This is a genomic window from Aeromonas sp. EERV15 (assembly GCF_900079845.1).
In the GTDB taxonomy this organism is placed as follows: domain Bacteria; phylum Pseudomonadota; class Gammaproteobacteria; order Enterobacterales; family Aeromonadaceae; genus Aeromonas; species Aeromonas sobria.
Map to the genome: position 1 here is coordinate 189,477 of NZ_FKKY02000004.1, position 24,324 is coordinate 213,800.

Consider the following 24,324-nt stretch of genomic DNA (forward strand, 5'->3'; position numbering starts at 1 on the left):
GAAGGCCACCGGAATGCGGTGGCCTTTGTCGTTATCGAGTGGCTGTGGCACTCAGTGAGTCAGCACCATCATCAGGCTGAGGAAGGCGGCCAGTCCGCCACCGATGCCGATGATCCAGTAAAACCCCTTGGCCCCCTTTTTGAGGGGAATGCGGAAGTAGAGCAAAAATGCCAACCACCCCAGCACCAGCAACAGAGGAATAAGAAACATTCGAGCCATGGTGTCCTCACTGTTATTCTGTTGACCCTTGATCAATCAACAGGATGGATTGTGCAATGACGCAGCTACAGATTACCGCATTCGGTGACCCCTCGGTACTCAAGCTCAACCCTTCCCTCGATAAGGTGCCTGCCGATGGCGAAGTGCGGGTGCGCATCTGCTTTGCGGGGGTTAACCCCATCGATGCCAAGACCCGTGCCGGCCTCGGCTGGGCGGCGGCCCAGAACAAGGACAATCTGCCCTGGACGCCGGGTTATGACCTCTCCGGCGTGGTGGAGAAGCTGGGCCCCGGCGTGACCTCGCTAGTCGAAGGGGATCGGGTGTGCGGCATGGTCGGTTTTCCCCTGAGTGCCGGTGGCTACGGGGAGTCTGTGGTGGCAAGCGAAAGCGAGCTGGTCAAACTCGACGGGGTGAGCCTTCAGCAGGGGGCGGCGCTGCCGCTGGCTGGTCTCACCGCCTGGCAGGGGTTGCTGGAGCACGGCGCCCTCCAGCGCGGTCAGCGGGTATTGATCCTCGCCGGTGCCGGTGGCGTTGGCCATCTGGCGGTGCAGTTTGCTGCCGCATATGGTGCCCACGTCGTGGCCACGGCGAGCGGCGACAATCACAGCTTCCTCCATAGTCTGGGGGCGAGCCGGATAGTTGATTACCATCAGGCCGAGTGGTGCGCCGAGGTCATCGCCGATGGCCAGTTCGATCTGGTGCTGGATCTGGTGGGGGGCGAGAGCGGCAAGGCGGCGCTGGCCTGCGTCAAGTCGGGTGGCCGTCTGGTGACGGTGCCCACCATCACTGCCCAACTGATCAAGGATGCTGGCGTAGCTGCGGGTATCGAGGTGGTCGGCATGCTGGTTCACCCTGATCAGCAGCAGTTGGGCCAGATGTTGCTGCTGTTGCGGCAGGGGGATGTGAAGGTCACCCTCGCCGGTGAATTCCCCCTGGCTGAGGGGGCGCTGGCCCACCAAGCCATCGAAGGGGGCCATGTGCGCGGCAAGCTGTTACTGCGGATGCCTGCGGCTGATGGCTATCCCGGATGAGCGGGATGATGGAGATGGGGCTTAGCTGGCTGTTTCTGAGCGCCTTCACCTCCGCCACCCTGCTGCCCGGCAGCTCCGAAGTGCTGCTGGGGGCCATGGCGGCCAAAGGGGAGTGGAGCATGGCGAGCCTGTTGCTGTGGGCCACTCTCGGTAATACCCTCGGCTCCATGACCACCTGGTGGCTCGGCTGGCTCGCTACTTTCAAGAAAAAACCGGAAGATTTTCAAGGCCGTGGGGAACAAAAAGCCTTAGGCTGGCTCAAACAACATGGTCACTGGTGTCTGCTGCTTGCCTGGACGCCGCTGGTCGGTGATGGTCTCTGTCTGCTGGCCGGTTGGCTGCGCCTCTCCTTCTGGCGCTCTCTCATCCTGATCGGGCTCGGCAAATTGTTCCGTTATGCCCTGGTTTTTCTGCTGGCCAGTCACATTTTCTAGCCTGTTTTTGTCACTCACGAGGTTACCGTGAACAAAGTCATACCTTTAACGATTCTGCTGGGTTTCACCCTGCCGGTGCTGGCGGCACCGACCCTGATCGCCGAACAGGACAAGGAGGAGGGCAAGCTCGCCATCCCCTACCAGATGTACAAGCTGGACAACGGCCTGACCGTGATCCTGGCCCCCGATCGCTCCGATCCGCTGGTGCACCTCGATGTCACCTATCACGTCGGCTCATCCCGCGAGACGGTCGGCAAGTCCGGCTTTGCCCACTTCTTCGAGCACATGATGTTCCAGGGCTCGAAACACGTCGGTGATCAGGAGCATATGCGGATCATCAACGAGGCCGGTGGCGACATGAATGGCACCACCAACAAGGATCGCACCAACTACTACGAAACCGTGCCTGCCAACCAGCTGGAGAAGGTGCTCTGGCTGGAGGCGGATCGGATGGGCTTCCTGCTTGATGCGGTGAGCCAGAAGAAGTTCGAGATCCAGCGCGCCACCGTCAAGAACGAGCGGGCCCAGCGAGTCGATAACCAGCCGTACGGACTGGTGAGCGAGAAGGTTGGGGAGGCGCTCTATCCGCGCACCCATCCCTACTCCTGGCAGCCTATCGGCTACGTGGAAGATCTCGACCGGGTCGATGTTAACGACCTCAAGCAGTTCTTCCTGCGCTGGTATGGCCCGAACAACGCCACCCTGACCCTGGGCGGCGACTTTGACAGCAAGCAGGCCCTCGGCTGGATTGAGCAGTATTTTGGCGCCATCCCGCGCGGCCCGGATGTGGCTGAGCCTGCTCCCAAGCCGGTCATCCTGCCCGAGACCCGCTATGTGACGCTGCAGGACAAGGTGCACCTGCCGCTGCTCTATATCAGCTACCCCACCGTCTCCCTCGGTGACCCGCAGGAGCCAGCGCTGGACATGTTTGCCGACGTGCTCGGCGGTTCCGCCAGCTCCATGCTCTATCAGTCGCTGGTGAAAACCGGCAAGGCGATCGATGTGGGGGCGTCCCACTACTGCGAAGAGCTGGCCTGTACCCTGACCGTTTACGCCTACCCCAATCCGTCGCAGGATGGCAGCCTCAAGACCCTCAAGGGGGAGGTGGACAAGGTGATCGGCGAGTTCGCCCAGCGCGGCCTCAAGCCGGAAGATCTGGAGAAGGCGATCGCCAAGTACCGCGCCTCCGCCATCTGGGGGCTGGACAGCGTCTCCGGCAAGGTGAGCCAGCTCGCCATGGGGCAGGTGTTTACCCAGGATCCCAACTATGTGTTCAAGACCCTGGATGCCATCGGCAAGGTGACACCGGAGCAGGTGAAGGCCGCCTACGACAAGTTCATCGCCGGCAAGCCTGCGGTGGTGCTGAGCGTGGTGCCCAAGGGCAAGGCAGAGTGGCAGGTCGCCACCCCGAACTTTACCCCCGCCAAGCGCGAGCTGCCGGATTACAGCAAGCATGACGAAGCGCTGGCCGAACGACCGGTAAAAGACAGTTTCGATCGCAGCGTGCAGCCCAAGGCGAGCGAGGCGGTGAGCGTCAAGGTGCCCGCCATCTGGCATGGCAAGCTCGACAAGAACATCGAGATTATCGGCACCCGAAGTGACGAGATCCCCGCGGTCTCCATCATGATCGCCCTGCCGGGCGGCATTCGTGCCGAAGATAAAGGGCAACTGGGGCTGGCCAATCTGACCGCCGCCATGCTGGGGCAGGGGTCGATACGTCTGACCGAAGCCCAGCTGAGCGACGAGCTGCAAAAGCTGGGATCTTCCATCGATGTTTCCAGCGCCCAGTACAACAACCTCGTCACCATCAGCTCGCTGGTGGACAAGTTGCCCCAGACCCTGGCGCTGGCACGCGAAGTGTTCGAGCGCCCCGGTATGCGGGAGGCGGACTTCGAGCGGGTCAAGGCGCAACTGCTGCAAGGAATGCAGCAGGCCCAACAGCAGCCCGAGTGGCTGGCCGGACAGGCGTTCCGCGAGCTGGTCTACGGCAAGCAGAACCGCCTCGGTCAACCCGCTGACGGGGTACTGGCTGATGTGGCCAAGCTGACCCTGGCGGATGTGAAGCACTTCTATCAGGCCTACTACAACCCGACCAACGCCAAAGTGGTGGTGACCGGTGATGTGAGCCAGAAGCAGATTGAGGAGCAACTTGGCTTCCTGACCGAGTGGAAAGGTGCCACGCCAGCGCTGGGTGATCTCAAGCTCAAGGGCGAGCAGGCCAAGCCGGGCATCTATCTGGTAGACAAGCCGGGGGCGCCCCAGTCTGTGATCCGCATCGGTCGTCGCGCCATGCCGTTTGATACCACAGGGGAGTATTTCACCGCCGGGCTGATGAACTTCAACCTGGGTGGCAACTTCAATAGCCGCATCAACCTCAACCTGCGGGAAGACAAGGGTTACACCTACGGTGCCAGCTCCGGCTTCTCCGCCAACCGCGAGGTGGGCACCTTCGCCACCGGCGCCAATGTGCGATCCGATGCGACCGTCGATGCCATTCGCCAGTTCCTCAAAGAGATGGATAACTATCGTGCGACCGGCCCGACCCCAGTGGAGCTGGCCTATATGCGCAGCGCTGTCTCCCAACAGGATGCCCTCTCTTACGAGACCCTCGGCCAGAAGGCGGGCTTCCTGCTGCAGATGGTGATGTATGACCTGAAACCGGACTATGTACAGGCCCAGAACAACCTGATCAAAACGGTGTCGCCCGAGGTGCTGAAGGCCAGTGCCGCCCGTTGGCTCAATCCGGCCGACATGGTGATCGTGGTGGTGGGAGACAAGCAAAAGCTTGAAAAACCCCTGAAGGAGCTTCATCTTCCCATCTATCCGCTGCAGTTGCCGTAACGGGCACCTTATAAAAATCAAGAGCCGCCCCGGATGGGGCGGCCTCACATGAGCCGTGAATATGACTACTACAAGCTTGTCACTCACCGAGTTGCTGAACGTTCTGGGGTCACCGGAGCGCTTGACTGCACTCAAGGGGATCCGGCGCGGGATCGAGCGTGAATGTCTGCGCATCACCCCGGATGGCAAACTCGCCCAGAATAACCATCCCCGGGCGCTGGGCTCGGCCCTGACCCATCCCAATATCACCACCGACTACTCCGAGAGCCTGCTGGAGTTCATCACCCCGGCCACCGACTCCATCGACAGCCTGATGGAGCAGCTCGGTGATATCCATCACCATGTGATGCAGCACTTGGGGGACGAGCGGATTTGGCCGCTCTCCATGCCCTGCTTCGTCGGTGGCGAGGAGAGCATCCGGCTGGCCCAATACGGCAGCTCCAACATCGGCAAAATGAAGACTCTCTACCGGCAGGGGTTGAAGAACCGCTACGGCAGCCTGATGCAGGTGATCGCCGGGGTGCACTTCAACTTCTCGATGCCGGACAGCTTCTGGAGCGAGTGGCAGGAGCTGGAGTGTGTCGGCTGCTGCAGCCAGCGTTTTATCTCCGACAAGTACATGGGGCTTATTCGCAACGTCTATCGCTTCGGCTGGCTGGTGCCCTATCTGTTTGGCGCATCGCCAGCCATCTGCGAATCTTTCCTCAAAGGGCGCAAGAGCAACCTGCCGTTCGAGAAGACCGGCAAGGGCACCCTCTATCTGCCTTATGCCACCGCGCTGCGTCTCTCCGATCTCGGTTACACCAATAGCGCCCAGGCGGGGCTCAAGATCAGCCACGACAATCTGCCGGCCTATGTCAGCAGCCTGCGCCGCGCCATCAACACCCACAATCCCGACTTTGCCAAGATCGGGGTCAAAGTGGATGGCGAGTATCGTCAGCTCAACGACAACGTGCTGCAGCTGGAGAACGAGCTGTACGCCCCAATCCGCCCCAAGCGTACCCCGCGCAGTGGCGAGAAGCCGTCCGATGCGCTCGATCAGCGCGGCATCGAATACATCGAACTGCGCACCGTGGACGTCAACCCCTTCACCCCGCTCGGCATCGATGCGGATCAAATCCGCTTCTTCGATCTGTTCCTGGTCTGGTGCCTGCTGCGCCCGTCCGCGCTGCAGAGCGATGAAGAGATCGCTCGCAACCGCCGCAACCAGAACAAGGTGGTGCTGGAAGGGCGTCGCCCCGGCCTAACGCTTGAAGATGAGCAGGGCAATGCCATTGGTCTCAAAGAGTACGGGCTCAAGCTGTTCGAGGAGCTGGCTGAGGTCGCCGAGCTGCTGGATCGCTGCTGCGGCCGCAACCGCTATCGCGAGACGCTGGCGATGCACCGCGAGAAGCTGCTTAACCCCGAGCTCACCTACTCCGCCCGCATGCTCAAGGAGCTGCTGGAGAGTGGTAAAGATAACGGCTGCTATGGCGACAAGCTGGCGACCCGCTATCGCGAGGAGCTGCTGGCGTCCGAGCTGCAGTACTGGGATGAAGCCTACTTTGCCGGTGAGGCGAAGGATTCGCTGGCCAAGCAACGGGAGCGCGAGCGCAGCGACAGCCTGTCGTTTGACGACTTCCTGGCTGACTACTTCGGGACCAGCAAGACAACTGCCTGATCACAGGCTTGTAAAAGCAAAAAGCCGCTCGAATGAGCGGCTTTTTTATTGCTTGGAATCTGAGCGTGATCAGGCGTGGTTATACATCGCCTCGATTTCGCGCTGGTATTTGGCCTCGATGATCTTGCGGCGCAGCTTCATGGTGGGGGTTATTTCCCCTAACTCCATGGAGAAGGCGCTAGGTAGCAGGGTGAACTTCTTCACTTGCTCGAACTTGGCCAGCTCTTTTTGCAGGTCCGCGATACGGGCTTCGAAGAACTCCATCACCCGGGAGTTGCGCAGCAGGTCACTTTTGCACTGGTACTGCAGGTTGATGGAGCGGGCATACTCTTCCAGCGACTCGAAGCAGGGGACGATCAGTGCCGAGACGAAGTGGCGGGCATCGGCGATGATGGCGATCTGCTCGATAAAGCGATCCTTGCCGATGGCGCCCTCGACCACTTGTGGCGCCACGTACTTGCCGTTGGAGGTCTTCATCAGCTCTTTCAGGCGCTCGGTGAAGTAGATATTGCCCTGGCGGTCGAGCTCACCGGCATCGCCGGTACGCAGGAAGCCATCCTCGGTCATCACTTCGGCGGTGGCGTCCGGCTTGTTGTAGTAGCCGCGCATCACGGTCGGTGAGCGCACCAACAGTTCGTTGTTCTCACCCAGCTTCACTTCGATGCCGTTCAGTGCCGTGCCGATGGAGCCGAGCTTGAACTGCTGATCTTCGTAGCAGCAGACGGTGGCTGTAGTCTCGGTCATGCCGTAGCCGTACTTGAGGTTGAGCCCCATCGCCTGGAAGAAGAGGTTCACATCATCGGCCAGACGAGCGCCTGCCACCGGCAGGAAGCGGGTGCGGCCGCCAAAACGGGCGCGCAGCTTGCGAAACACCAGCCGCTCGGCGAGCCAGAGTTGGGCGTAGAGCTGGGGAGAGGCTGACTTGCCAGCCTGACGGGTGGCGACCATCTGTTTGCCGACCCGGGTAGCCCAGCCAAACAGGGCGCGACGGGGTGCGGGCGCTTGGGCAACCTTGGCCTGGATCATGGCGTAGGCCTTCTCGTAGAGGCGCGGAACGGCGCACATCACGGTCGGCTGCACCTCGTCAATCACCTCCATCACCTTCTGCGGATCGCGGATATAGACGTTCTCGCCGCCGCAGTAGAGCACGTAGAAGCTCCAGACCCGCTCAAATACATGGCTCAGTGGCAGCATGCAGAGCGACACATCCTGCTCGTTCAAATCGAGGCGGCTGTTGTGCATCTCGAAACAGGCGGCGATGTTGGCGAAATCGAGCATGACCCCTTTGGGCTCGCCGGTGGTGCCGGAGGTGTAGATCAGGGTCAGCAGATCGTCCATCCGGTACTGCTGCTCGCGCTCGCGCAGTTGCTGTTCACTGGGCTGGTGGTTGCCGGAGACCAGAAACTCCTGAAAGTAGCTCGCTTGCGGGCAGCCACGCAGATTGACGTTGCCATCGAGGGCGACGATCTGGCGGATTTCGCCGTTCTGCAGCAGGGTCAGTGCCTGATCGAACTGGGGCTGTTCACCGACGAACAGGATGCCAATCTTGGCGTCACGCACGATATAGCGCACCTGATCCAGGGTACTGGTGGGATAGATGGGGACGCTGACGCCACGGGCGGCAAGGATGCCGAGATCAGCCTGGGTCCACTCTGGCATGTTGCGTGCGTAGATACCGACCATTTCGGTGGGCTGGTGACCACAGCGGATCAGCGCCTGGGCGCAGTAATCCATGGCCTGACCCAGAGTGCGCCAGCCGATGGCACGCCATTGACCATCTTGCTGAACCCGCAGGGCCGCCTTGTTACCAAGCTGGGTAATACGTTCACGCATCAGTCGAACCAGATGAAGCTTCGGCATCAGTCAAGCATCCTTTAATTACAGTTGTACGCCGGTTAGGGCACTAAAAATCGGGGTAGAGTTTAAACTCCAACATTACAGCTTACAAGTGTTCGCCGTTTGTCTTGGATCACAAAGCATGCAAATAGCTATGCCTTTGCGCAGGTTGGCCGATACTGCAGATGAGTGCTGGAGGGGTAACGATATGAATCTGTGGGTGAAAGGGGCGTTGGCTGCGGTTGGGCTCATGGTGGTGGGTGGCGGTGCGGCCTGGTTTTTTGTGGGCCAAGCGCCGAAGGCCCCTGCCAATCCCTGGTATCAGGGGGCTGAGGGGTATCATCTGGCACAGCAACAAGCGTTGGCGTTGGGTTATCCGCTGCTCTATGTGCTGGAGGCTCCCAAGTGCCGCCGTTGTGGCGATCTGGAGAAGAAATTCTGGCAGAGCGAGGAGATGGCTGACCCGCTGGCCAAGCTGGTGAAGGTGCGCCTCAATCCGGGTAAGGGGGATGGCAGCGAGCAGATTTTGCGCCGCTTCCCCAAGGTGGCCACGCCGCCCGGCATTTATGTCCAGCCGCCGGGCGAGCCCCTCAAGCCCATCAAGATAGTGGTGGATATCGACCAGATTTGGATGCCGGGAAAAACCTGGCAGCGGGGCTTCTATATGCCGCTCTCTGCCGCAGGGTTCGAGGCGGTACTCCACTCCACCCTGGCCTTGCAGGATCCCGCACTGGATAACGCTCCCCTGGAGTGAAACGGGGCAAGGCGGTTTAGTGTGGTGAGATGTGCTGGATCAGCCGAAATCGAACAGTCGCGACATCAGTACCGCATCTTCCCGATCATTGCCGGTGCCGTAGTAGTCAGCGCGGCGGCAATATTCGGCAAAACCGGCGTTCTCGTAGAGGGAGATCGCGGTTTTATTGCCCGCCCGCACCTCGAGAAACCAGGCCTCAGCCCCTGCTTGCTTGCTGCGAGTCAGATAGGCCTGCAACAGCGCCCGTCCCAATCCCTTGCCCTGAAACGCCGGATGCACACAGATGTTCATCAGCGAGCTGTCACCGGCCACCAGATCCGAGATATAGAAGCCCGCCGGACGACCGTCGACCAGCATCAAGCCGTTGAGATAGCGTGGCCCGAAGCAGGAGAGCAGGTTAGCCTGGCTCCACGGCTCCTTGTGAGCGGCTTGCTCGATGGGATAGACAAGGTCGAAATCGCTCTCGAGCAGGGGACGAAACTCAGGCATGGGGGCTCCGGATGGCAGGATTGTGGGCACAAGGGTTGGCAGGGGCGGCGTTTGTAAAATCAGGTAAAAAGAGCGGCATCACAGTGGAACTTGGCGGCATGATGCGAGATCACGCTGCGCTGGCCGCAAGGTGCTGGCGCAGCTGTTGCCACAGGGCGCGCTTTTGCGCGGCGCTGGGGACGAGCGGGCAGATCAGCGCATCCGGCCGCTCGGGGTTGGCCTCCGTCAGCCAAAGCAGGGGAGACGTGTCCGCTGTTTGCAGTTCGACGGACGGCAATTCGCTGAGCAGGGAGACCTCGTCTGGAGCGATGCCCAGCAGCTGGCAGATATCCGCCAACAGCGTGGTGACAGGCAGCCGGGGCGCCAGCAGCCAGAGTTTACCGGTGGGCAGCGGGGCGCTGATGGCCGGGGCCGTCTGGCCGGGCTGAGCGGCATGTTGCGCAAGCTCGGGAGCGGTGGCTGCGCCCAGCAATGCCGGACGACGCAGCTGCCAGCTTTGAATACCCATGCGGGTCAACATGCTCTGACGTACGGGATCTTGCATCGGGGGCGACTCACTCTTGATCTGCGTTGGAGAAAATAGTGCTGCGAAGGGTACACTCGAACCGCTTTTGCTGCACCCATTTGCAAAGCGTTGTCAGCAAAACAGCGCAGGCAGCGGATCCTGGGGATCTTGCGTTTTTTCCTGCCAGAGTCGGGTATTTTGCGGCAAGAGATACCAGAATAAACATCATAACAAGACAAAACCCAAGGCCGAGCAAATGGATATCGCGCCTTGGGGCCATCATCAGCCCAGCTTCGGAACAGTCTCTATGTCGTCTTTAGCTCAAGCACAGAACCCTGCGCGTGTCATTCCCATCCAGGAGCGGCTGCCTCGACTGCTGGCAGCCCTTGGCGAGGGGCTCTATGAACGGCAGGATGCGTTGCGACTCGGTTTGCTGGCAGCCCTCAGCGGTGAGAGCGTCTTCTTGCTGGGCCCGCCCGGCATCGCCAAGAGCCTGATTGCCCGCCGCCTCAAGCTGGCATTTCACGATGCCCGTCACTTCGAATATCTGATGACCCGTTTCAGTACGCCGGAGGAGGTGTTTGGCCCCCTCTCCATTCAGGCGCTGAAAGAGGATGGTAAATACCTGCGATTGACCAAAGGCTATCTGCCGGAGGCCGAGGTGGTGTTTCTCGACGAGATCTGGAAGGCAGGTCCCGCCATCCTCAACACCCTGCTCACCGCCATCAACGAACGGCAGTTCCGCAACGGTGACAGCCAGCACCCCATCCCGATGCGCTTGCTGGTGACTGCTTCCAACGAACTGCCAGCACCGGACAGCGGGCTGGAAGCGCTCTACGACCGGATGCTGGTGCGGATCTGGATGGATCGGGTACAGGAGAAAGCCAACTTTCAGGCCATGCTGGCCAGCGATGGCCATGCCCACCAGAACCTGCCGGAATCCTTGCAGATCCGGGGGGATGAGTACGAGCAGTGGCAGAGCCAGATCGAGCAGGTTCGCCTGCCGGATGCCTGCTTCGAGCTCATCTACCAATTGCGCCAGCAGCTCGACAGCCAGCTGGCCCACCGCTGCTATGTGTCGGATCGCCGCTGGAAGAAGGCGGTACGGCTCATCAAGGCGAGCGCCTTCTTCAATGGCCGCGACGAAGTGGCGCCCCTCGACCTGCTGTTGTTCAAGGATTGTCTCTGGCATGACGAGGAGTCCCGCACCGCCCTGCTGGAGATGATGACCGAGTTCTCCCGTCTCTATGGCTATCAGCAACTGGCGATGACCCGCCAGTTGCTGGCCCTGCGGGATCAATTCAAACAGCTGAAACAGAGCGTGGCTCAACGGCTCTGCACAAAGGCGCGGCAACGCAAACAGTGGTTTGGCCGCCGGGCCCGGGGCATCGAGATCCCGCTCGCCAATGCCAGACCCTTTGGCAAACAGGTGCACTTTCACTTGCTTACTCCGGCACCGCTGGATGGCAGCGATCCCGAGCGGCTCACCAACACATTGGTGTTCGATCGCACCCTGCTCTCCCACTGGCACCCTACCGGCGAGGCACTGGTTGGCTATCAGTTTGGCAATCCAAAGGCAGGGCACTACGAGCTGGTGCTGGACGATGAGCTGCGGCTCCAGGTGCTCGATATCCAGCGCCAGCAGATCCCGCTGGTGTTGATGGAGCGCAGCGCCATCCCCGAGGTGGTGCTGGAGCCCTGGTTGCAGGCGCTTGATGAGCAACTGCTCCGGGTCGGCAAGTTGATGCAGGAGCTCAAGCAGCAGCGCAGTCTGTTCGAGCGCCATCAACAGCACCTTTTTATTGCGCAGCGCTGGTTGCAGCAGGTGGAAGACAGCTTCTTCGTGCTAAACCGGGATCTCGAACTGCTGCACAGCGAGCTGGCGCAGTGGCGCGAGCGGTTGCCAAGGTTGGACGAGTAAGGAGCACTCATGCTTGAGATCGGCATGCTGGATTTGGGGCTCCTCATTGGCGAAGGGGAGCTGGCGGGTGAGATTGCGCTATTGCTGGCGGCGTCGCCCAAGATTTCCGAATTTATCCGGCGCTCTCCGCTACAGGGCAAACTGCTGAAAAAGCGCCTGCAGAGCTGGGGCGAGCAGCTTGGCGAGGAGATGCGCCACAAGCCGGTGCCGGTGGTGCTGGAGCAGGAGTACCTGCTCTATCAGGCGCACCGGCAACTGCCGATGACCGAGCTGATTGGCCACCTGCCCAGCCTGCTGGAGTCGCTGGAGCAGTACAGCCCCTTCGCCGGTGAGGCCCGATCCTTGGTGCGCCAGCTGATGGCTCATCCCACCGAGAGCATGCGTCAACTCTTTATCGACAAGTGGCGCGCCAGTCTGGTGGGGAGCCTGCTGCAACTGCAACAACAGATCGCCGAAGCGGAGCGGGAGAAGCAGCGTCAGGAGATTGAAGATCAACTGCTGGCCAGCCGTACCTTGGCCGATGCCCTCGATCCCAACAAGATCTCCGCCGGTGGCTTGTGGGATCTGGCGCAGGGGAGCTGGCACAAGCGCAGTCTGGTGCTGGTCAAGCAGTACGCTCGCATGTTACAGCGTGAGCCGCTGCTGGCGGAGATTGCCGCTCTGCTCGGGCGCAGCGAGCGGGATCGGCGAGCGCAGGAGCAACCGGTGCCGCCGGTCGAGGTGCTGGAGCTGGAGCCGGCCCCCAGCGACGATGTACCGGACGATCTGGTAGGGATCCATCAGGCGAGCGATCTGATGCGGCTGCTGCCGAGCGAGGCGGTGATGCTGGCCCTGCCCGAGCTGGAGCTGGAGTTCTATCGCCGCTATCTGGAGCGGCGCCTGCTCAGCTACCAGTCGCGCGGAACGTTGCCGCGCCAGCGCATCATGCTGCGTACCCCGGAACAAGGTGGACAGCAGTTGCAGCAGCGGGGCCCCTTTATCGTCTGTGTCGATACCTCCGGCTCCATGGGGGGGTATCCCGAGGAGTGTGCCAAGGCGCTGTTTCTGGCCCTGCTCAAGGTGGCGATGGATGAGAAGCGCGGCTGCTACCTGATGCTCTTCTCCACCGAGGTGGCGACCCTCGAGATCACCGCCGATACCGGTCTGGACAAGGCGGAACGCTTCCTCTCCATGAGTTTTCACGGCGGTACCGACCTGGTGCCCTGCCTTGAGAAGGCGCTGGCCAAGCTCGATGATCCCGCTTTTGCCAAGGCGGATGTGCTGGTCATCTCCGACTTTATCGCCCAGAGCCTACCCCATCCTCTGCTCGATCAGATGAACCGCTATCGTCAGCGCCAGACCCGTTTTCACGCCGTCGCCATGTCCCGCCACGCCAAGCAGGCGCTGCTGCGGGTCTTTGACAACAGTTGGCTGCTCGATTGCGGCCTGCGCGGTCGGCTGCTGCGCCGCTGGCAGCAGCACTGAATCCCCATTGTCGGGGGCATGCCATTCCCCCGCTATATCAATAGTCCCTGCTCAGGGAACATCGCCAGGCACCCAACGAACAGGTACTGCCCACAGTGATGTGAGTCCCGTTATTCAGTCACAGTCCAGTTAACGAGGCTATAATCGCGCCCCCGCGATTTACTGAGAAAGACACCGCCAAGATGGGTATGCTCCATTTTTTCATCTGTTTACTGCTGATCACGGTTCCATCCATTGGGCGAGCGGATACCCTTGCCCCCTCGGCGCTCTTGCAAGAGCTGCAGGCGCTGGAGGAGGATTTCTCCTATAGCGAAAATTATCGGCAGCGGGTGGCTCAGCTGGTTAGCCAAAAAGAGCAGCATTCGAGCGCAATCCAGAGCCGGATCGCCCAACTGCAGTGTGACTCATGGCCTGCCAATCATGTCAGCGACTATCTGCAGGGGATCCAGTTTGCCGAGCGTGAGCTGGGGATAATCAAGGGCCGCAAGAATCTTTACAGTGAAGCAGGGCTCCGGCTGTGTCGTGGCTGGTTCAGGCAGCGCCTTGGTGACATCGCCAAGGCCAAAGATGATTATGATGCCACGTTGTCGATGGCCAGCCAGCTGGGTGATCTCCGGTTACAGGCCAAGGCCCGCAGTTATCTCGGTACCATGCTCGCTTCACAAGGAGACATGTTGGAAGCGCTGCACAATCTCAAGCAGGCCAAGGCGCTTTATGATGGTCTGGGCTTGACCCGCATGAGCCTGCGTCAGCAGACCCTGATTGCCAACACCTATCGGCGGATGGGGAGCTACGTTCAGGCTGAAGTGCTCTTCGATGAGTTGTTGCAGAGCTATCGTGATAGCGGCGATGAGGGGGTGCTCAATGATCTGCGGGTCTATCAGGGGATTCTCTATTCCAAAACGGGTCGCGATGAAAAGGCCATTGCGCTACTGACCCTTGCCGAGTCCTATTTCATGGCACAACAGCTGTGGATGGAGGTAAGCGAAGTGCGATTATGGTGGGCCAATGCGCTGCTCGCCTTGGGACGGGTGGACGAAGCCTTTGCCAAGGGGGATTGGCTAGACCTGCCACAGCCAGACCATGAAGTTGAACCGATCCTGCTTGCCATGCGCAACTTGTTGCGGGGGGCGGTCATGGAGCGAAAAGGGCGTTATCAGCAGGCCGTTGATTATATTGAATTGGCTATTCCGACCCTGACGTCCGAGGCCCATCAGGAGATGCTGGCAAAAGCCTATCGCATTGAATCGTCGGCGCTGAAGTCGTTGGGCCGTTACCAGGCCAGCTTGCAAAAGCTGGAGCGTTATATCGAAACCTATCAGCAAGTTGAGCTGGAGCTGCAGGGACATCGGCGGTTACAGATGCTCCTTGAGCAAGACCTGGATCAACAGAAGCAGGAAAACGAGCGACTGCAGGTGCGGCGCAAGATGCAGCAGCAAGAGTTGGCAGCGCTTGAGGCTGCACGCCGATGGCGGATGATGGCGGTTGTGTTCGGGGTCGGGATGTTGATGCTGGTATTGCTCTATCAGTTGCAGCGTGGCCGCACCTTGCGTCAGTTGACTCTGACGGATGAGTTGACCGGTATCCAGAATCGCCGTCAGGTTCAGTTGCAAGCCGAAGCACTGTTTTTGCGTGCCAAGAGCGGTCATCTCAATCATCTCTCCGTGCTTATCGTCGATATAGATCACTTCAAACGGGTAAACGACCGACTGGGTCATCTGATGGGTGACAAGGTGCTCACAGACGTTGCACGCACCATATCAGCTTCATTGCGAGGCCAGGATCGGGTGGGGCGCAACGGGGGAGAGGAGTTTATGGTGCTCTTGCCGGGGGCGCCTCTTGCTGCTGCGGGTGAAGTGGCCGAGCGGATCAGGCTGCAGGTGGCTAACTTGCGAGTTGATGGTGTGCCCGACACTATGCAGATCCGGGTCAGCATTGGGTGTGCGCAATATGACCTGCGGGATAGCGAGTTATCCAGGTTGGTACACCGGGCGGATATGGCGATGTACCGTGCCAAGGAGAAGGGGCGGGACCGGGTCGAATTGGCAAGCTAGTCGTTTACGACGACTCATTCCCGCGCTGTCGATGCGCCGACAAGTCTGCCCGCTTGCATGGGGCGGGTCGTCTGGCGACACGGCGATCCGGTCAGGCCGTCATGGCATCATGCCGTTAGAACGCGGGCTGGGTATTTTTCACTCGCGCGGGTATAATGTCGCGCAATTTTGCTTTGACTCAGGCGAGCAGACCCATGTAAGCAAGGTACCCCATCATTACCATCACACTGCCAGGTGTCAGCCGCTATGGCTGTCATCAGGGCATGTCGGGTACCATTGCGCACCAATATGCCGTGAGTCGAATGCGGCATCCCGGATGTATTCCCACGGTGACCGAGGTCACCGCTCAATAGAAGAATGTTGAATTATGTCAGCTGAATTTCTGAGTGAAGTCTCCAAGAGACGCACTTTTGCGATCATTTCGCACCCGGATGCGGGTAAAACCACCATCACCGAAAAAGTCCTGCTGTTCGGACAGGCCATTCAGCGCGCCGGTACCGTCAAGGGCCGTGGTTCGGGCCAGCACGCCAAATCCGACTGGATGGAGATGGAGAAGCAGCGTGGTATCTCCATCACCACCTCGGTGATGCAGTTCCCCTACTCCAATTGCCTGGTCAACCTGCTCGACACCCCGGGTCACGAGGACTTCTCTGAAGATACCTACCGTACGCTCACCGCCGTGGATTGCTGCCTGATGGTGATCGACGCTGCCAAGGGTGTTGAAGACCGGACCCGCAAGCTGATGGAAGTAACCCGGCTGCGTGACACCCCGATCCTGACTTTCATGAACAAGATGGACCGCGAAGTACGCGACCCCATGGAAGTGATGGACGAGGTGGAACGCGAGCTGAAGATCATGTGCGCCCCCATTACCTGGCCGATCAGCTGTGGTAAATCCTTCAAGGGTGTCTATCACCTCTACAAGGACGAGACCTATCTGTATCAGACTGGTCAGGGCCATACCATCCAGGAGAAGCGGGTAGTCAAGGGACTGCATAACCCCGAGCTGGACGCCGCCATCGGCGAAGACCTTGCCGCCCAGCTGCGTGGCGAACTGGAGCTGGTGCAGGGCGCCTCGCCCGAGTTCGATCACGAGGCTTTTATCGCTGGCGAGATGACCCCGGTGTTCTTCGGTACTGCACTGGGCAACTTCGGTGTTGACCACATGCTGGATGGTCTGACTGACTGGGCACCGTCCCCGATGCCACGCAAGGCCGAGAGCCGTGAAGTCGCCGCGACCGAGGAGAAATTCTCCGGCTTCGTATTCAAGATCCAGGCGAACATGGACCCGAAGCACCGCGACCGTATCGCCTTTATGCGAATCGTGTCAGGCACTTACAGCAAGGGCATGAAGATGCGCCACGTGCGGATCGGCAAGGATGTGAACATCTCCGACGCCGTGACCTTTATGGCCGGTGACCGCGAGCAGGCGGTGGAAGCCTGTGCCGGTGACATCATCGGTCTGCACAACCACGGCACCATCCAGATCGGCGACACCTTCACCCAGGGTGAGGATCTCAAGTTCACCGGTATCCCGAACTTCGCCCCGGAACTGTTCCGCCGCATCCGCCTGCGCGATCCGCTCAAGCAAAAGCAGCTGCTCAAGGGGCTGGTTCAGCTCTCCGAAGAGGGCGCCGTGCAGGTGTTCCGTCCGTTGATCAGCAACGATCTGATCGTGGGCGCGGTTGGTGTGCTGCAGTTTGATGTGGTGGTATCGCGTCTGAAGAGCGAATACAACGTCGAAGCGCTTTACGAGGCGGTCAACGTCTCCACCGCCCGCTGGGTGGAAGGGACCGACGTCAAGAAGTTCGAGGAGTTCAAACGCAAGAACGAGGTCAACCTGGCCCTTGATGGCGGTGATAACCTCACCTATATCGCGCCGACCATGGTTAACCTGCGACTGGCTCAGGAGCGTCACCCTGACGTGGAGTTCCGTCAGACTCGCGAGCACTGATAACGGCTGGTTTGCCTGTTGGCAGATGATAAGAGACCCCGCTTCGGCGGGGTCTCTTTTTTGTGCCGTTTTGCCTGTTTAAGGAGAGACGCTGTGGGCAATGGTCCAGCATATTGCCAGTAGCAAGCCGCCCTCACCCTAGCCCTCTCCCAGAGGGAGAGGGAATTATCCGAGGTCTGTCCGAAAGATAGCGGAAGTGTTTTTGCCCCCTTATCCCCTTGCGGGAGAAGGGTTGGGGATGAGGGGAGTTACTCCAGCGTCAGCACCATGCAAATCTCGCAATCCCCGTGTCCGGTACAGCCGAGTGGGGCGGGAATATGTGCAAAGCCCAGTGATTCATAGAGGCTGGTGGCTTCGCGCAGCACTTCGGTGGTCTCCAGATAGCAGCGGTGATAGCCGAGTGCCCGCGCCTCATCGATCGCCTGCAAGACCAGCCGCTTGCCAAGGCCCAATCCGCGCAGGGCGGGCATAAAGTACATCTTCTGCAGCTCGCAGACCCCCTCTTCTCCCGCCAGCGGCGCGATACCACCACCCCCGAGGATGGAACCGTCCGGCCCTTCGATCACCCAGTAGCGGCTCTTCTCCCCCTGATAGCTCTGGGAGAGGGTGTCGAGATTGGGATCCGAGACTCCATAGCCCTTGTCGGCGGTGAGGCCATATTCGGCCGATACGGCGCGGATCACCATGGCGATCTGGGGATTGTCCGCCGCCGTGATGGGGCGGATCTGGTAACCCTGCTGGCGGCGGGCACGGGAGAGGGCGCTGCGATAGAGCCGCAACCCTTGCCACAGCTGTTCCCGCTCGGGCAGGCTCAACTGCGCCAGCATCTCCTCCATCGCTGCGTCCATCTCCAGGTGCAAGGTCAACAGCATGGCCTGGCCGTGTACGGTGAGGCGAGCCTCCTTGCTACGCCCGTCAAAGGGGTGCGGGTGCCAGCTGATCAGCTCCCGCTCGGCGAGGCGGGCCAGCGGGCGGCTGGCATTGGATTTGTCGATGTGCAGTTTTTCCGCCAGCTGCTGGTTGGTGGCAGGGGCGTTTTCCAGCTCGATCAGCAGGTGAGCCTCGATGGGGGTGAGGGCCAGATTGCCGCACTGCTGGGAGAGCATGCCGAGTTCGCGAACCAGATCGCGCGACAGGGCGCGCAGGGGACGGGGATCCATATCGTGGGTTCCTTTTTAGTTGTGCATGACAACTAATATAGTATGAAGGTTGTAATGCGCAACCTTTTTAACGCTATGGTTGCACCAAATGGCGAACGGCAGCCAAGAGGGGCTGCCGCAGGCAAGGTGGTTCGTCAGGCGGCGGCTCTGATCCCCAGTTCAGGGCGGCGGGAGAAGCAGCGGGCGAGCAGCAGCATGGTGACGACGCCTATGGTACCCAGCACCAGCCAGGGCAGGGCCGGTTGCCCCTGTTGCAGCGAGAAGTCATAGAGGGAGCCACCGCCTACATAGCCGGTCATGCCCCCCAGCGCCAACCCGAGGCGGCTGAAGCCCATGTAGCTGCCACGGGCATTGGGGTTGGCGAGTTTGGTCATCAGGGTCTCCCGCGCCGGTTCACAGATGATGATCCCCAGATAGAAGCAGGCCAGCAGTACGAAGATGCCGGAGAGGGTGCTGACAAACGCAACCAGCCCGATCCCCACTGTCATCAGCAGGATACCGGCCATCAGTCGGCTCTCCAGCCGGTAGCGCCGCTCACTGAAACGGGCGATAGGGTAGAGCAGTGCCAGCGACAGCGCTGTTTCGAGGCTGTACATCCAGCCTACCGCCGTGGTGGTGCCGGCCAGTTGCTTGACCAGGATCGGGAAGATCAGCATCACCTGCACCCACAGCATGTAGTAGCCGCTCAGGATCAGCACCAGCCGGCAGAAGGCGCGATCCGCCAGTACCTTGCCGAGCCCTTCCCGCATCGGAGTCGGTTTGACGGAGATGCGGTAGGCAGGCAGCAGGGTCCAGTTGCACAGGGCTGCCAAAGTGAAGAGCCCGGCCCCCAGCAGGCAGACATAGGTGAAGTCGAAGCGCAGCAGCCAGCTGCCAAGCAGGGCGCCGGTCACGGCTCCTGCGCTTTCGAGCATCATCAGCAGGGAGATAAAGCGGCTCCGTTCACGGGGGCGGGTGAATTTGATCACCAGCGCTGCCCGTGGCGGGTCGAACAGGCAGCCGCCAAGGCCCGAGAGAAAACAGGAGAAGATCAGCATGGCGCCACTGTCGGCCCAAGCCAGGGTGGCGAAGCCCACCGCCCGCAACAGCATGCCGGTGACGATGAGCGGGCGGGCGCCGAAACGGTCGGCCAGCGAGCCGCCGAAGATCCCCAGCCCCTGCTGGGTCAGCTGGCGCAGGCCTAGGGCCAGCCCCACCAGACCGGCGGCCCAGCCGAGCTGGTCGACGAAGCGCAGGCTGATCATCGGCATCACCACAAAGAACCCCAGGATCACCAGTGTTGTATCCAGCGCCAGAAACCAGCGCCCCCAAAACCTCGCCCTATCGACCATAACGCCCTCTCATTCACAGATACCTTCATTCTGGAGAGGGTTTAGATATAGTGGTAGACGACAACTACCTATATTTCATATCAGGATTATTTATGTCTATGGATCTGGACGATCTGCAACTGCTGCTGGATGTGGCCGAGCTGGGCAGCTTCAGTCAGGCGGCGGCCATTCGTGGCTGGTCACAGCCGCTGGTGAGCCAGCGGATTGCCCAGCTGGAGGAGAGCCTCGGAGCGCCGCTGTTTCAGCGTCATCGGCGCGGGGTGACGCCGACCCGTGCCTGCGAGGAGTTTCTCCCTGCCGCCCGCTCGGCGCTGGCGATCCTGAGCGAAGGGCGGCTGGCACTGCAGGGGGCGCCTGCGCTGCCTTGTATCCGTCTCTCCAGCCTGCCATCCCTCACTTCGGTGGTGTTTGGCTCGTTATTGATGGAGCTGGTGGACGAGGCGTTCGAGATCCGCTGCACCACGGATCACTCCGGCGAGATCATGCAGTCGCTGCTGACTGGCGAGGCCGATATCGGCTTTGTGCTCAAGCGCCCGCCGGTTGCGGGCCTGCAGATGGAGCTGCTCTGCTGCTCCCCCATTATCGCTATCGCCTCGCCATTGCATCCGCTGGCCGGTTGTCACGGCCTCACCCTGGAGGATATTGCCGACCAGCGGCTGGCGCCTCAGGTATGGGGGCCGGGGTGTGACGTCTTTATCCAGCAGTTGCGGCGGTTGCGGCGGGCCGCCAGCCCCCTGCATGCGGTGCAGCCCGCCAGTGCGGCGCGGGATCTGGCGCTGGAACACGGGTTTATCACCCTGATGCCGGAGCTGGCCATCAAGCGGGATCTGGAGGTGGGACGGCTGGTCAGGCTAGATGTGCGCAATCTGCCGCAAGAGCATTGGGATGTGATGATGGCGTGGCGTGGTGGCAAGCGGCCCAATCCGGCCAGGGAAACCGTGTTGGCCACCGCCCGCACGCTGGCGAAACGGTGGCGCAATGAGTAAAGCGATGCGGGACAAGGCCCGCATCGGGTGGATCAGTAGCTGGCCTTGAGGGTCACACCGCTGAACGCTGCAAACCCTGACAGCTGCACATGCCAGGTGCCCGCCTTGGGATTGGTGAACGAGCAGCTTTCGTTATTGCCACCCTGGTAGGGACGGCAGTCATAACTGCTGCTGGTGGGGGCGCTGCCAAAGCGGACGTAGAGGTCGGCATCACCGGTACCGCCGCTGCTGCTGATCTGCAGCGACCTGGTGCCAGCCGGTACGTTCAGGGTGTAGTTGAGCTTGCCACCCTTGCTGGCGGCGAGGTTGCTCACCGGCACGCCGTTTTGCAGCACATTGTCACTCGGTGGCGGTGTGGTTCCGCAGCTGGCATCGACCCCGACGGTCTGGAAGGTCCGTGCCACATCCGCCTGACTGTAACCCAGATCGGCGGTCGCCCGGCTGACGCCGCAGGCCCCTTGCTGGTAGTTGGTGTTGGCGCCCCAGTAGAGGCGGTTGGCCAGCAAGAACACTTCAAATGCCTTGCGGGTGTTCCAGCCACTGCTGGTGGCGAGCAGGTAGAAGGCGCGGTTATAGACCCCTGAGCTGTGGTGTACATCCATCCCCTCCTGATAATCCGCCGCATGGCCGATGGATCTGCCATCCCGGGTCGGATCCTCGAAGTAGCGCAGGGAGCCGTTTCCCTTGAAGATCTGGGCGCCGACCAGCCAGTCGTTGCTCCCCTTCATGTAGAATTCGGCCGCTTCCCCTGCCATGTCGGAGAAGGCCTCGTTGATGCCACCGGATTGCCCCGAGTAAACCAGCCCGGAGTTTTGCTCGGTGAAGCCGTGGCTCACCTCGTGGGCTGCCACATCCAGGCTCACCAGCGGGTGGAAGGTGGTGGCGCCATCACCAAAGGTCATCTGGCTGCCATCCCAGAAGGCGTTCTCGTAATTCTTGCTGTAGTGAACCCGCATCTTCAGTTTGAAGGTCAATGGTGCCGTGTTGTACCAGTTGCGGTACATGTCGAACACCAGGTTGCCGAAGTAGTGGGCGTCGTTGAGGGGGGAGTAGGCGCCGTTGATCTCCTTGACCCGGTTCTCCGGGCAGGTGAACTGGTGGATGGTGCCGCCAGAAGTGGCGTGGTTGAGGTTGATTGTATCGACGTTGGTGCTGGTCATCCGGCAGTTGTCATCGACGATCAGCGGGCCAAAGTCGGTGCCGTAGATGTATTTGCCGGTCTTGATGTTGCCCCCGGGGCCGCTGGCATTCTTGTGGTTGATCCCCTCCCAGCGTTTGAGCTCTTCGCCGCTCTGGGCATCGAGAATGACGAAGGGGCGGCTGGGCTTGTCACTTTCGGCGATAAACGAGACCTGATAGACCAGCCGGGCCAGCCCGTTCTCGTCCTGCATCACGTAGAGTTTGACCTGCTCGTTGCTCCCCTTGCTGCCCGCCTTGGCCTTGCTGGCGGCATCCTGTGGCGAGAGGGTTGTGGCCGGGCTTGCCACATCCTGATCGATCTGGCGCAGCATGCGCCCGCTGGCCTGCTGCAGCTGGCCGTTCAGGCTCTTGTCAGCCACAACCACCTGACCCATCACCGGGATGCCGTTCCAGACCTGCTCGTAGCGGATCCGCTGCTGTCCATTGGGCAGTTTGACCACCCGTACCTGACGAAACTCGCCATCTTCCAGCTGCAAGGTGCCACTCGCGGCACTGAGGTCTGTCATGGCCCGGATGCCGTTTGCCGTTACGTTGATCTCTACTTCTTGCGCTGCCAGTGCGGCACCTCCCCAGCAGGCCAGCACAACGGCCAGATAAATTTTATTCATCTCTTCTTTCCTTAAATCGATGAGGTTGATGAACCGACCCATGGTCGGGCGCTTTGAAGCTAGTGCCGCTGAGGGAAAGTGCCCCCTGTCAAATGTGACAGCGCAGCACAAAGGGGGAGCAGGATCTGCCAAAGTGCCTTTTGGGGGTATCATTCGGTGTCATATGAAGAGCTTTATCCGGTTTCAGCCACTCCCCTTTCTCTTTTGAGGGAGGCGCAAACTTGCGCTGCCACCCTCTGCGGGATCTGCCGGAAGATCGCGCTAAAAGTGGTTGGCGCGACCAGTAGCAATTGGCTACATTGGGTGGCTGGTTCGCTATTGGATAACTGATTTGAAAGGAGAATTTCATGTTTTCATGGCAGTTGGACGATGAGCTTGCACTGCTCTTCTTGCAGCCCGATATGGCGAGCGAACTGTTTGCACTCTGCAATAACAACCGGGAGTACCTCTCCCAGTGGTTGCCCTGGCCGCCACTGATCCAGCGCCCCGTCGACAGCGCCCTCTTCATTCGCAGTGCCATCGAGAAGTTCGCCCGGGGCGAGGGGCTCACCACTGCCATCGAGTATCAGGGGGAAGTGGTGGGTGTCATCGGTTACAACAGCATCGATCATGATCTTGGCAAGGTGGTTATCGGTTACTGGCTGGCGGAACGCTGGCAGGGCAACGGCATCATCACCCGAGCCTGCCAGGCCCTGATCCATCACGCCTTTGAGGAGATGGGGATGGAGAAGGTGGAGATCAGCGCCGCCACCGATAACGAGCCAAGCAGAGCCGTCTGTGAACGGCTCGGGATGCAGCTGGAGGGGGTGACCCGGCGGGCAGAGCGGCTGGGCAACCGGATTGTGGACCATGCTCACTACAGCCTGTTGCGCGATGAGTGGCTAAGTCAGAGGGAGATATGATGGTGCTGCCACATATCAAGACGGCCCGTACCCATCTGACCATACTGTCGCCGGATCAGGCCCCCATGATGCTCGACTTCTACCGGCGTAACCGCGCTCATCTCGCCCCTTGGGAGCCATTGCGGGACGAGCACTTTTATACCCTCTCTTACTGGCATGCCCGGCTGCAGGACAGTTACAGCCAGTTCTTCAACGGCACTGGCGTCAGTCTGGTGGCGCTTGATCCGACAGGGGAGCAGGTGATCGCCACCTGCAATTTCAGCAATATTCTGATGGGCGTCTTCAAGGCGTGTCATCTGGGCTACGCCATCGACCAGCAACAGCAGGGGCAGGGGATAATGCGGGAAGTGCTATCTGCGGGTATCGACTATCTGTTTCGGGAGCATGGCCTGCACCGGATCATGGCCTGCTATATGCCGGTGAACCAGCGCAGCGGCGCGCTGCTGGAGCGGCTCGGTTTCGAGCGGGAAGGGTTCGCACGAGCGTATCTGATGATCAATGGCCGCTGGGAGGATCACATCCTCACCTCCCTCATTAATCCCGAGTCCTGATCAACAGATAAAAAAACGGGCCCGAAGTTGCCTTCGGACCCATCTTCGAATGAGGTGCAGGCTTATTTAGCCTTGGCATCGCTCACTGCAGCTTCAACCTTGGTAGCTACGTCAGCGGCAGCTTTTTCTACGGTTGCAGTCGCTTCGGAGGTGGCCTTCTCTACGGTAGAGGTGGCTTCGCTAGCGGCTTTTTCTACAGTTGCAGCAACTTCGGCGGCCGGAGCAGCAGCAGGAGCGGCAGCTTTCTCTTCTTTCTGACCACAAGCGGTCAACATCAGACCCAGGATACCGGCTACCAGTACTTTGTTCATGTGCATACCCTCAAAAAAAGATGGAGAGATGGTCTGTGCAACCATCACAGCGCCCGCTGTGACCCGGTATTGAAAAAAGAGGCCGGGTGGCAGAGAGCGCGCGAAATATAGCC

General features: G+C 60.4%; 20 protein-coding genes. 12 read left to right on the top strand and 8 right to left on the bottom strand.

Features of this window, described 5'->3' with window-relative positions:
• Positions 1-51 precede the first annotated feature (51 nt).
• A complete protein-coding gene (locus BN4575_RS21640) occupies positions 52-219 on the bottom strand; it encodes a hypothetical protein (protein ID WP_176716415.1) in 168 nt (55 codons plus the stop codon).
• A 56-nt stretch (positions 220-275) separates the two neighbouring features.
• Here BN4575_RS21640 and BN4575_RS05280 point away from each other — a divergent pair, with 56 nt between their 5' ends.
• The 4 genes from BN4575_RS05280 (at position 276) to gshA (ending at position 6,185) form a co-directional block, all read left to right on the top strand.
• A complete protein-coding gene (locus BN4575_RS05280) occupies positions 276-1,250 on the top strand; it encodes an NADP-dependent oxidoreductase (RefSeq protein ID WP_068977416.1) in 975 nt (324 codons plus the stop codon).
• Positions 1,247-1,684, top strand: coding sequence for a YqaA family protein (locus BN4575_RS05285; protein ID WP_068977417.1), 438 nt, complete (start codon positions 1,247-1,249; stop codon positions 1,682-1,684). The genes BN4575_RS05280 and BN4575_RS05285 overlap by 4 nt, the downstream gene beginning before the upstream one ends.
• Positions 1,685-1,711: 27 nt before the next feature.
• Positions 1,712-4,525: a M16 family metallopeptidase gene (locus BN4575_RS05290; protein ID WP_068977418.1), complete on the top strand. Its 2,814-nt coding sequence runs from the start codon at positions 1,712-1,714 to the stop codon at positions 4,523-4,525.
• Between the two features lie 61 nt (positions 4,526-4,586).
• Positions 4,587-6,185 (top strand): glutamate--cysteine ligase, encoded by a 1,599-nt coding sequence (gene gshA / locus BN4575_RS05295; RefSeq protein WP_068977419.1) that lies wholly within the window; start codon positions 4,587-4,589, stop codon positions 6,183-6,185.
• A gap of 69 nt (positions 6,186-6,254) precedes the next feature.
• Here gshA and BN4575_RS05300 read toward each other — a convergent pair whose 3' ends face one another.
• Positions 6,255-8,045, bottom strand: a complete 1,791-nt coding sequence (locus BN4575_RS05300) for an AMP-dependent synthetase/ligase (protein WP_068977420.1) — start codon at positions 8,043-8,045, stop codon at positions 6,255-6,257.
• A gap of 184 nt (positions 8,046-8,229) precedes the next feature.
• On the opposite strand from BN4575_RS05300, the gene BN4575_RS05305 reads away from it, so the two are divergent.
• On the top strand, positions 8,230-8,775 hold the full coding sequence (locus BN4575_RS05305; protein WP_068977421.1) for a hypothetical protein: 546 nt from the start codon (positions 8,230-8,232) through the stop codon (positions 8,773-8,775).
• Positions 8,776-8,814: 39 nt separating this feature from the next.
• Here the strand turns inward: BN4575_RS05305 and rimI are convergent, their stop codons facing one another.
• Positions 8,815-9,264, bottom strand: coding sequence for a ribosomal protein S18-alanine N-acetyltransferase (gene rimI / locus BN4575_RS05310; RefSeq protein WP_068977422.1), 450 nt, complete (start codon positions 9,262-9,264; stop codon positions 8,815-8,817).
• Between the two features lie 109 nt (positions 9,265-9,373).
• Positions 9,374-9,808 carry a DNA polymerase III subunit psi gene (locus BN4575_RS05315; RefSeq protein ID WP_068977423.1) on the bottom strand — a complete coding sequence of 145 codons (435 nt, stop codon included), beginning with the start codon at positions 9,806-9,808 and terminating at the stop codon, positions 9,374-9,376.
• 268 nt (positions 9,809-10,076) lie between these two features.
• On the opposite strand from BN4575_RS05315, the gene BN4575_RS05320 reads away from it, so the two are divergent.
• The 4 genes from BN4575_RS05320 to prfC all read left to right on the top strand — a co-directional run bounded on the left by BN4575_RS05320 (position 10,077) and on the right by prfC (position 17,162).
• Positions 10,077-11,690 (top strand): ATPase RavA domain-containing protein, encoded by a 1,614-nt coding sequence (locus BN4575_RS05320; RefSeq protein ID WP_068977424.1) that lies wholly within the window; start codon positions 10,077-10,079, stop codon positions 11,688-11,690.
• A 9-nt stretch (positions 11,691-11,699) separates the two neighbouring features.
• Positions 11,700-13,154: an ATPase RavA stimulator ViaA gene (viaA, locus tag BN4575_RS05325; RefSeq protein WP_068977425.1), complete on the top strand. Its 1,455-nt coding sequence runs from the start codon at positions 11,700-11,702 to the stop codon at positions 13,152-13,154.
• Between the two features lie 188 nt (positions 13,155-13,342).
• On the top strand, positions 13,343-15,208 hold the full coding sequence (locus tag BN4575_RS05330; protein WP_068977426.1) for a tetratricopeptide repeat-containing diguanylate cyclase: 1,866 nt from the start codon (positions 13,343-13,345) through the stop codon (positions 15,206-15,208).
• A gap of 364 nt (positions 15,209-15,572) precedes the next feature.
• Positions 15,573-17,162, top strand: a complete 1,590-nt coding sequence (prfC, locus tag BN4575_RS05335) for a peptide chain release factor 3 (RefSeq protein WP_101317961.1) — start codon at positions 15,573-15,575, stop codon at positions 17,160-17,162.
• A 248-nt stretch (positions 17,163-17,410) separates the two neighbouring features.
• Here prfC and BN4575_RS05340 read toward each other — a convergent pair whose 3' ends face one another.
• A complete protein-coding gene (locus tag BN4575_RS05340; RefSeq protein ID WP_068977427.1) occupies positions 17,411-18,322 on the bottom strand; it encodes a bifunctional helix-turn-helix transcriptional regulator/GNAT family N-acetyltransferase in 912 nt (303 codons plus the stop codon).
• 134 nt (positions 18,323-18,456) lie between these two features.
• Positions 18,457-19,653 (bottom strand): multidrug efflux MFS transporter MdtH, encoded by a 1,197-nt coding sequence (gene mdtH, locus BN4575_RS05345; RefSeq protein WP_068977428.1) that lies wholly within the window; start codon positions 19,651-19,653, stop codon positions 18,457-18,459.
• Between the two features lie 92 nt (positions 19,654-19,745).
• Between mdtH and BN4575_RS05350 the strand changes: the two genes are divergently transcribed.
• The gene (locus tag BN4575_RS05350) at positions 19,746-20,639 is read left to right on the top strand and encodes a LysR family transcriptional regulator (RefSeq protein ID WP_068977429.1); all 894 of its coding nucleotides are present in this window, start codon (positions 19,746-19,748) and stop codon (positions 20,637-20,639) included.
• A gap of 32 nt (positions 20,640-20,671) precedes the next feature.
• On the opposite strand, the gene BN4575_RS05355 is transcribed toward BN4575_RS05350, so the two are convergent.
• The gene (locus tag BN4575_RS05355) at positions 20,672-22,447 is read right to left on the bottom strand and encodes a M4 family metallopeptidase (RefSeq protein WP_068977430.1); all 1,776 of its coding nucleotides are present in this window, start codon (positions 22,445-22,447) and stop codon (positions 20,672-20,674) included.
• Between the two features lie 347 nt (positions 22,448-22,794).
• Between BN4575_RS05355 and BN4575_RS05360 the strand changes: the two genes are divergently transcribed.
• Together BN4575_RS05360 and rimJ are read left to right on the top strand one after the other, a co-directional pair.
• Positions 22,795-23,349 carry a GNAT family N-acetyltransferase gene (locus BN4575_RS05360; RefSeq protein ID WP_068977431.1) on the top strand — a complete coding sequence of 185 codons (555 nt, stop codon included), beginning with the start codon at positions 22,795-22,797 and terminating at the stop codon, positions 23,347-23,349.
• On the top strand, positions 23,349-23,900 hold the full coding sequence (gene rimJ, locus BN4575_RS05365) for a ribosomal protein S5-alanine N-acetyltransferase (protein WP_068977432.1): 552 nt from the start codon (positions 23,349-23,351) through the stop codon (positions 23,898-23,900). The genes BN4575_RS05360 and rimJ overlap by 1 nt, the downstream gene beginning before the upstream one ends.
• Positions 23,901-23,962: 62 nt before the next feature.
• Here rimJ and BN4575_RS05370 read toward each other — a convergent pair whose 3' ends face one another.
• The gene (locus tag BN4575_RS05370; RefSeq protein WP_042024461.1) at positions 23,963-24,211 is read right to left on the bottom strand and encodes a hypothetical protein; all 249 of its coding nucleotides are present in this window, start codon (positions 24,209-24,211) and stop codon (positions 23,963-23,965) included.
• Positions 24,212-24,324 lie beyond the last annotated feature (113 nt).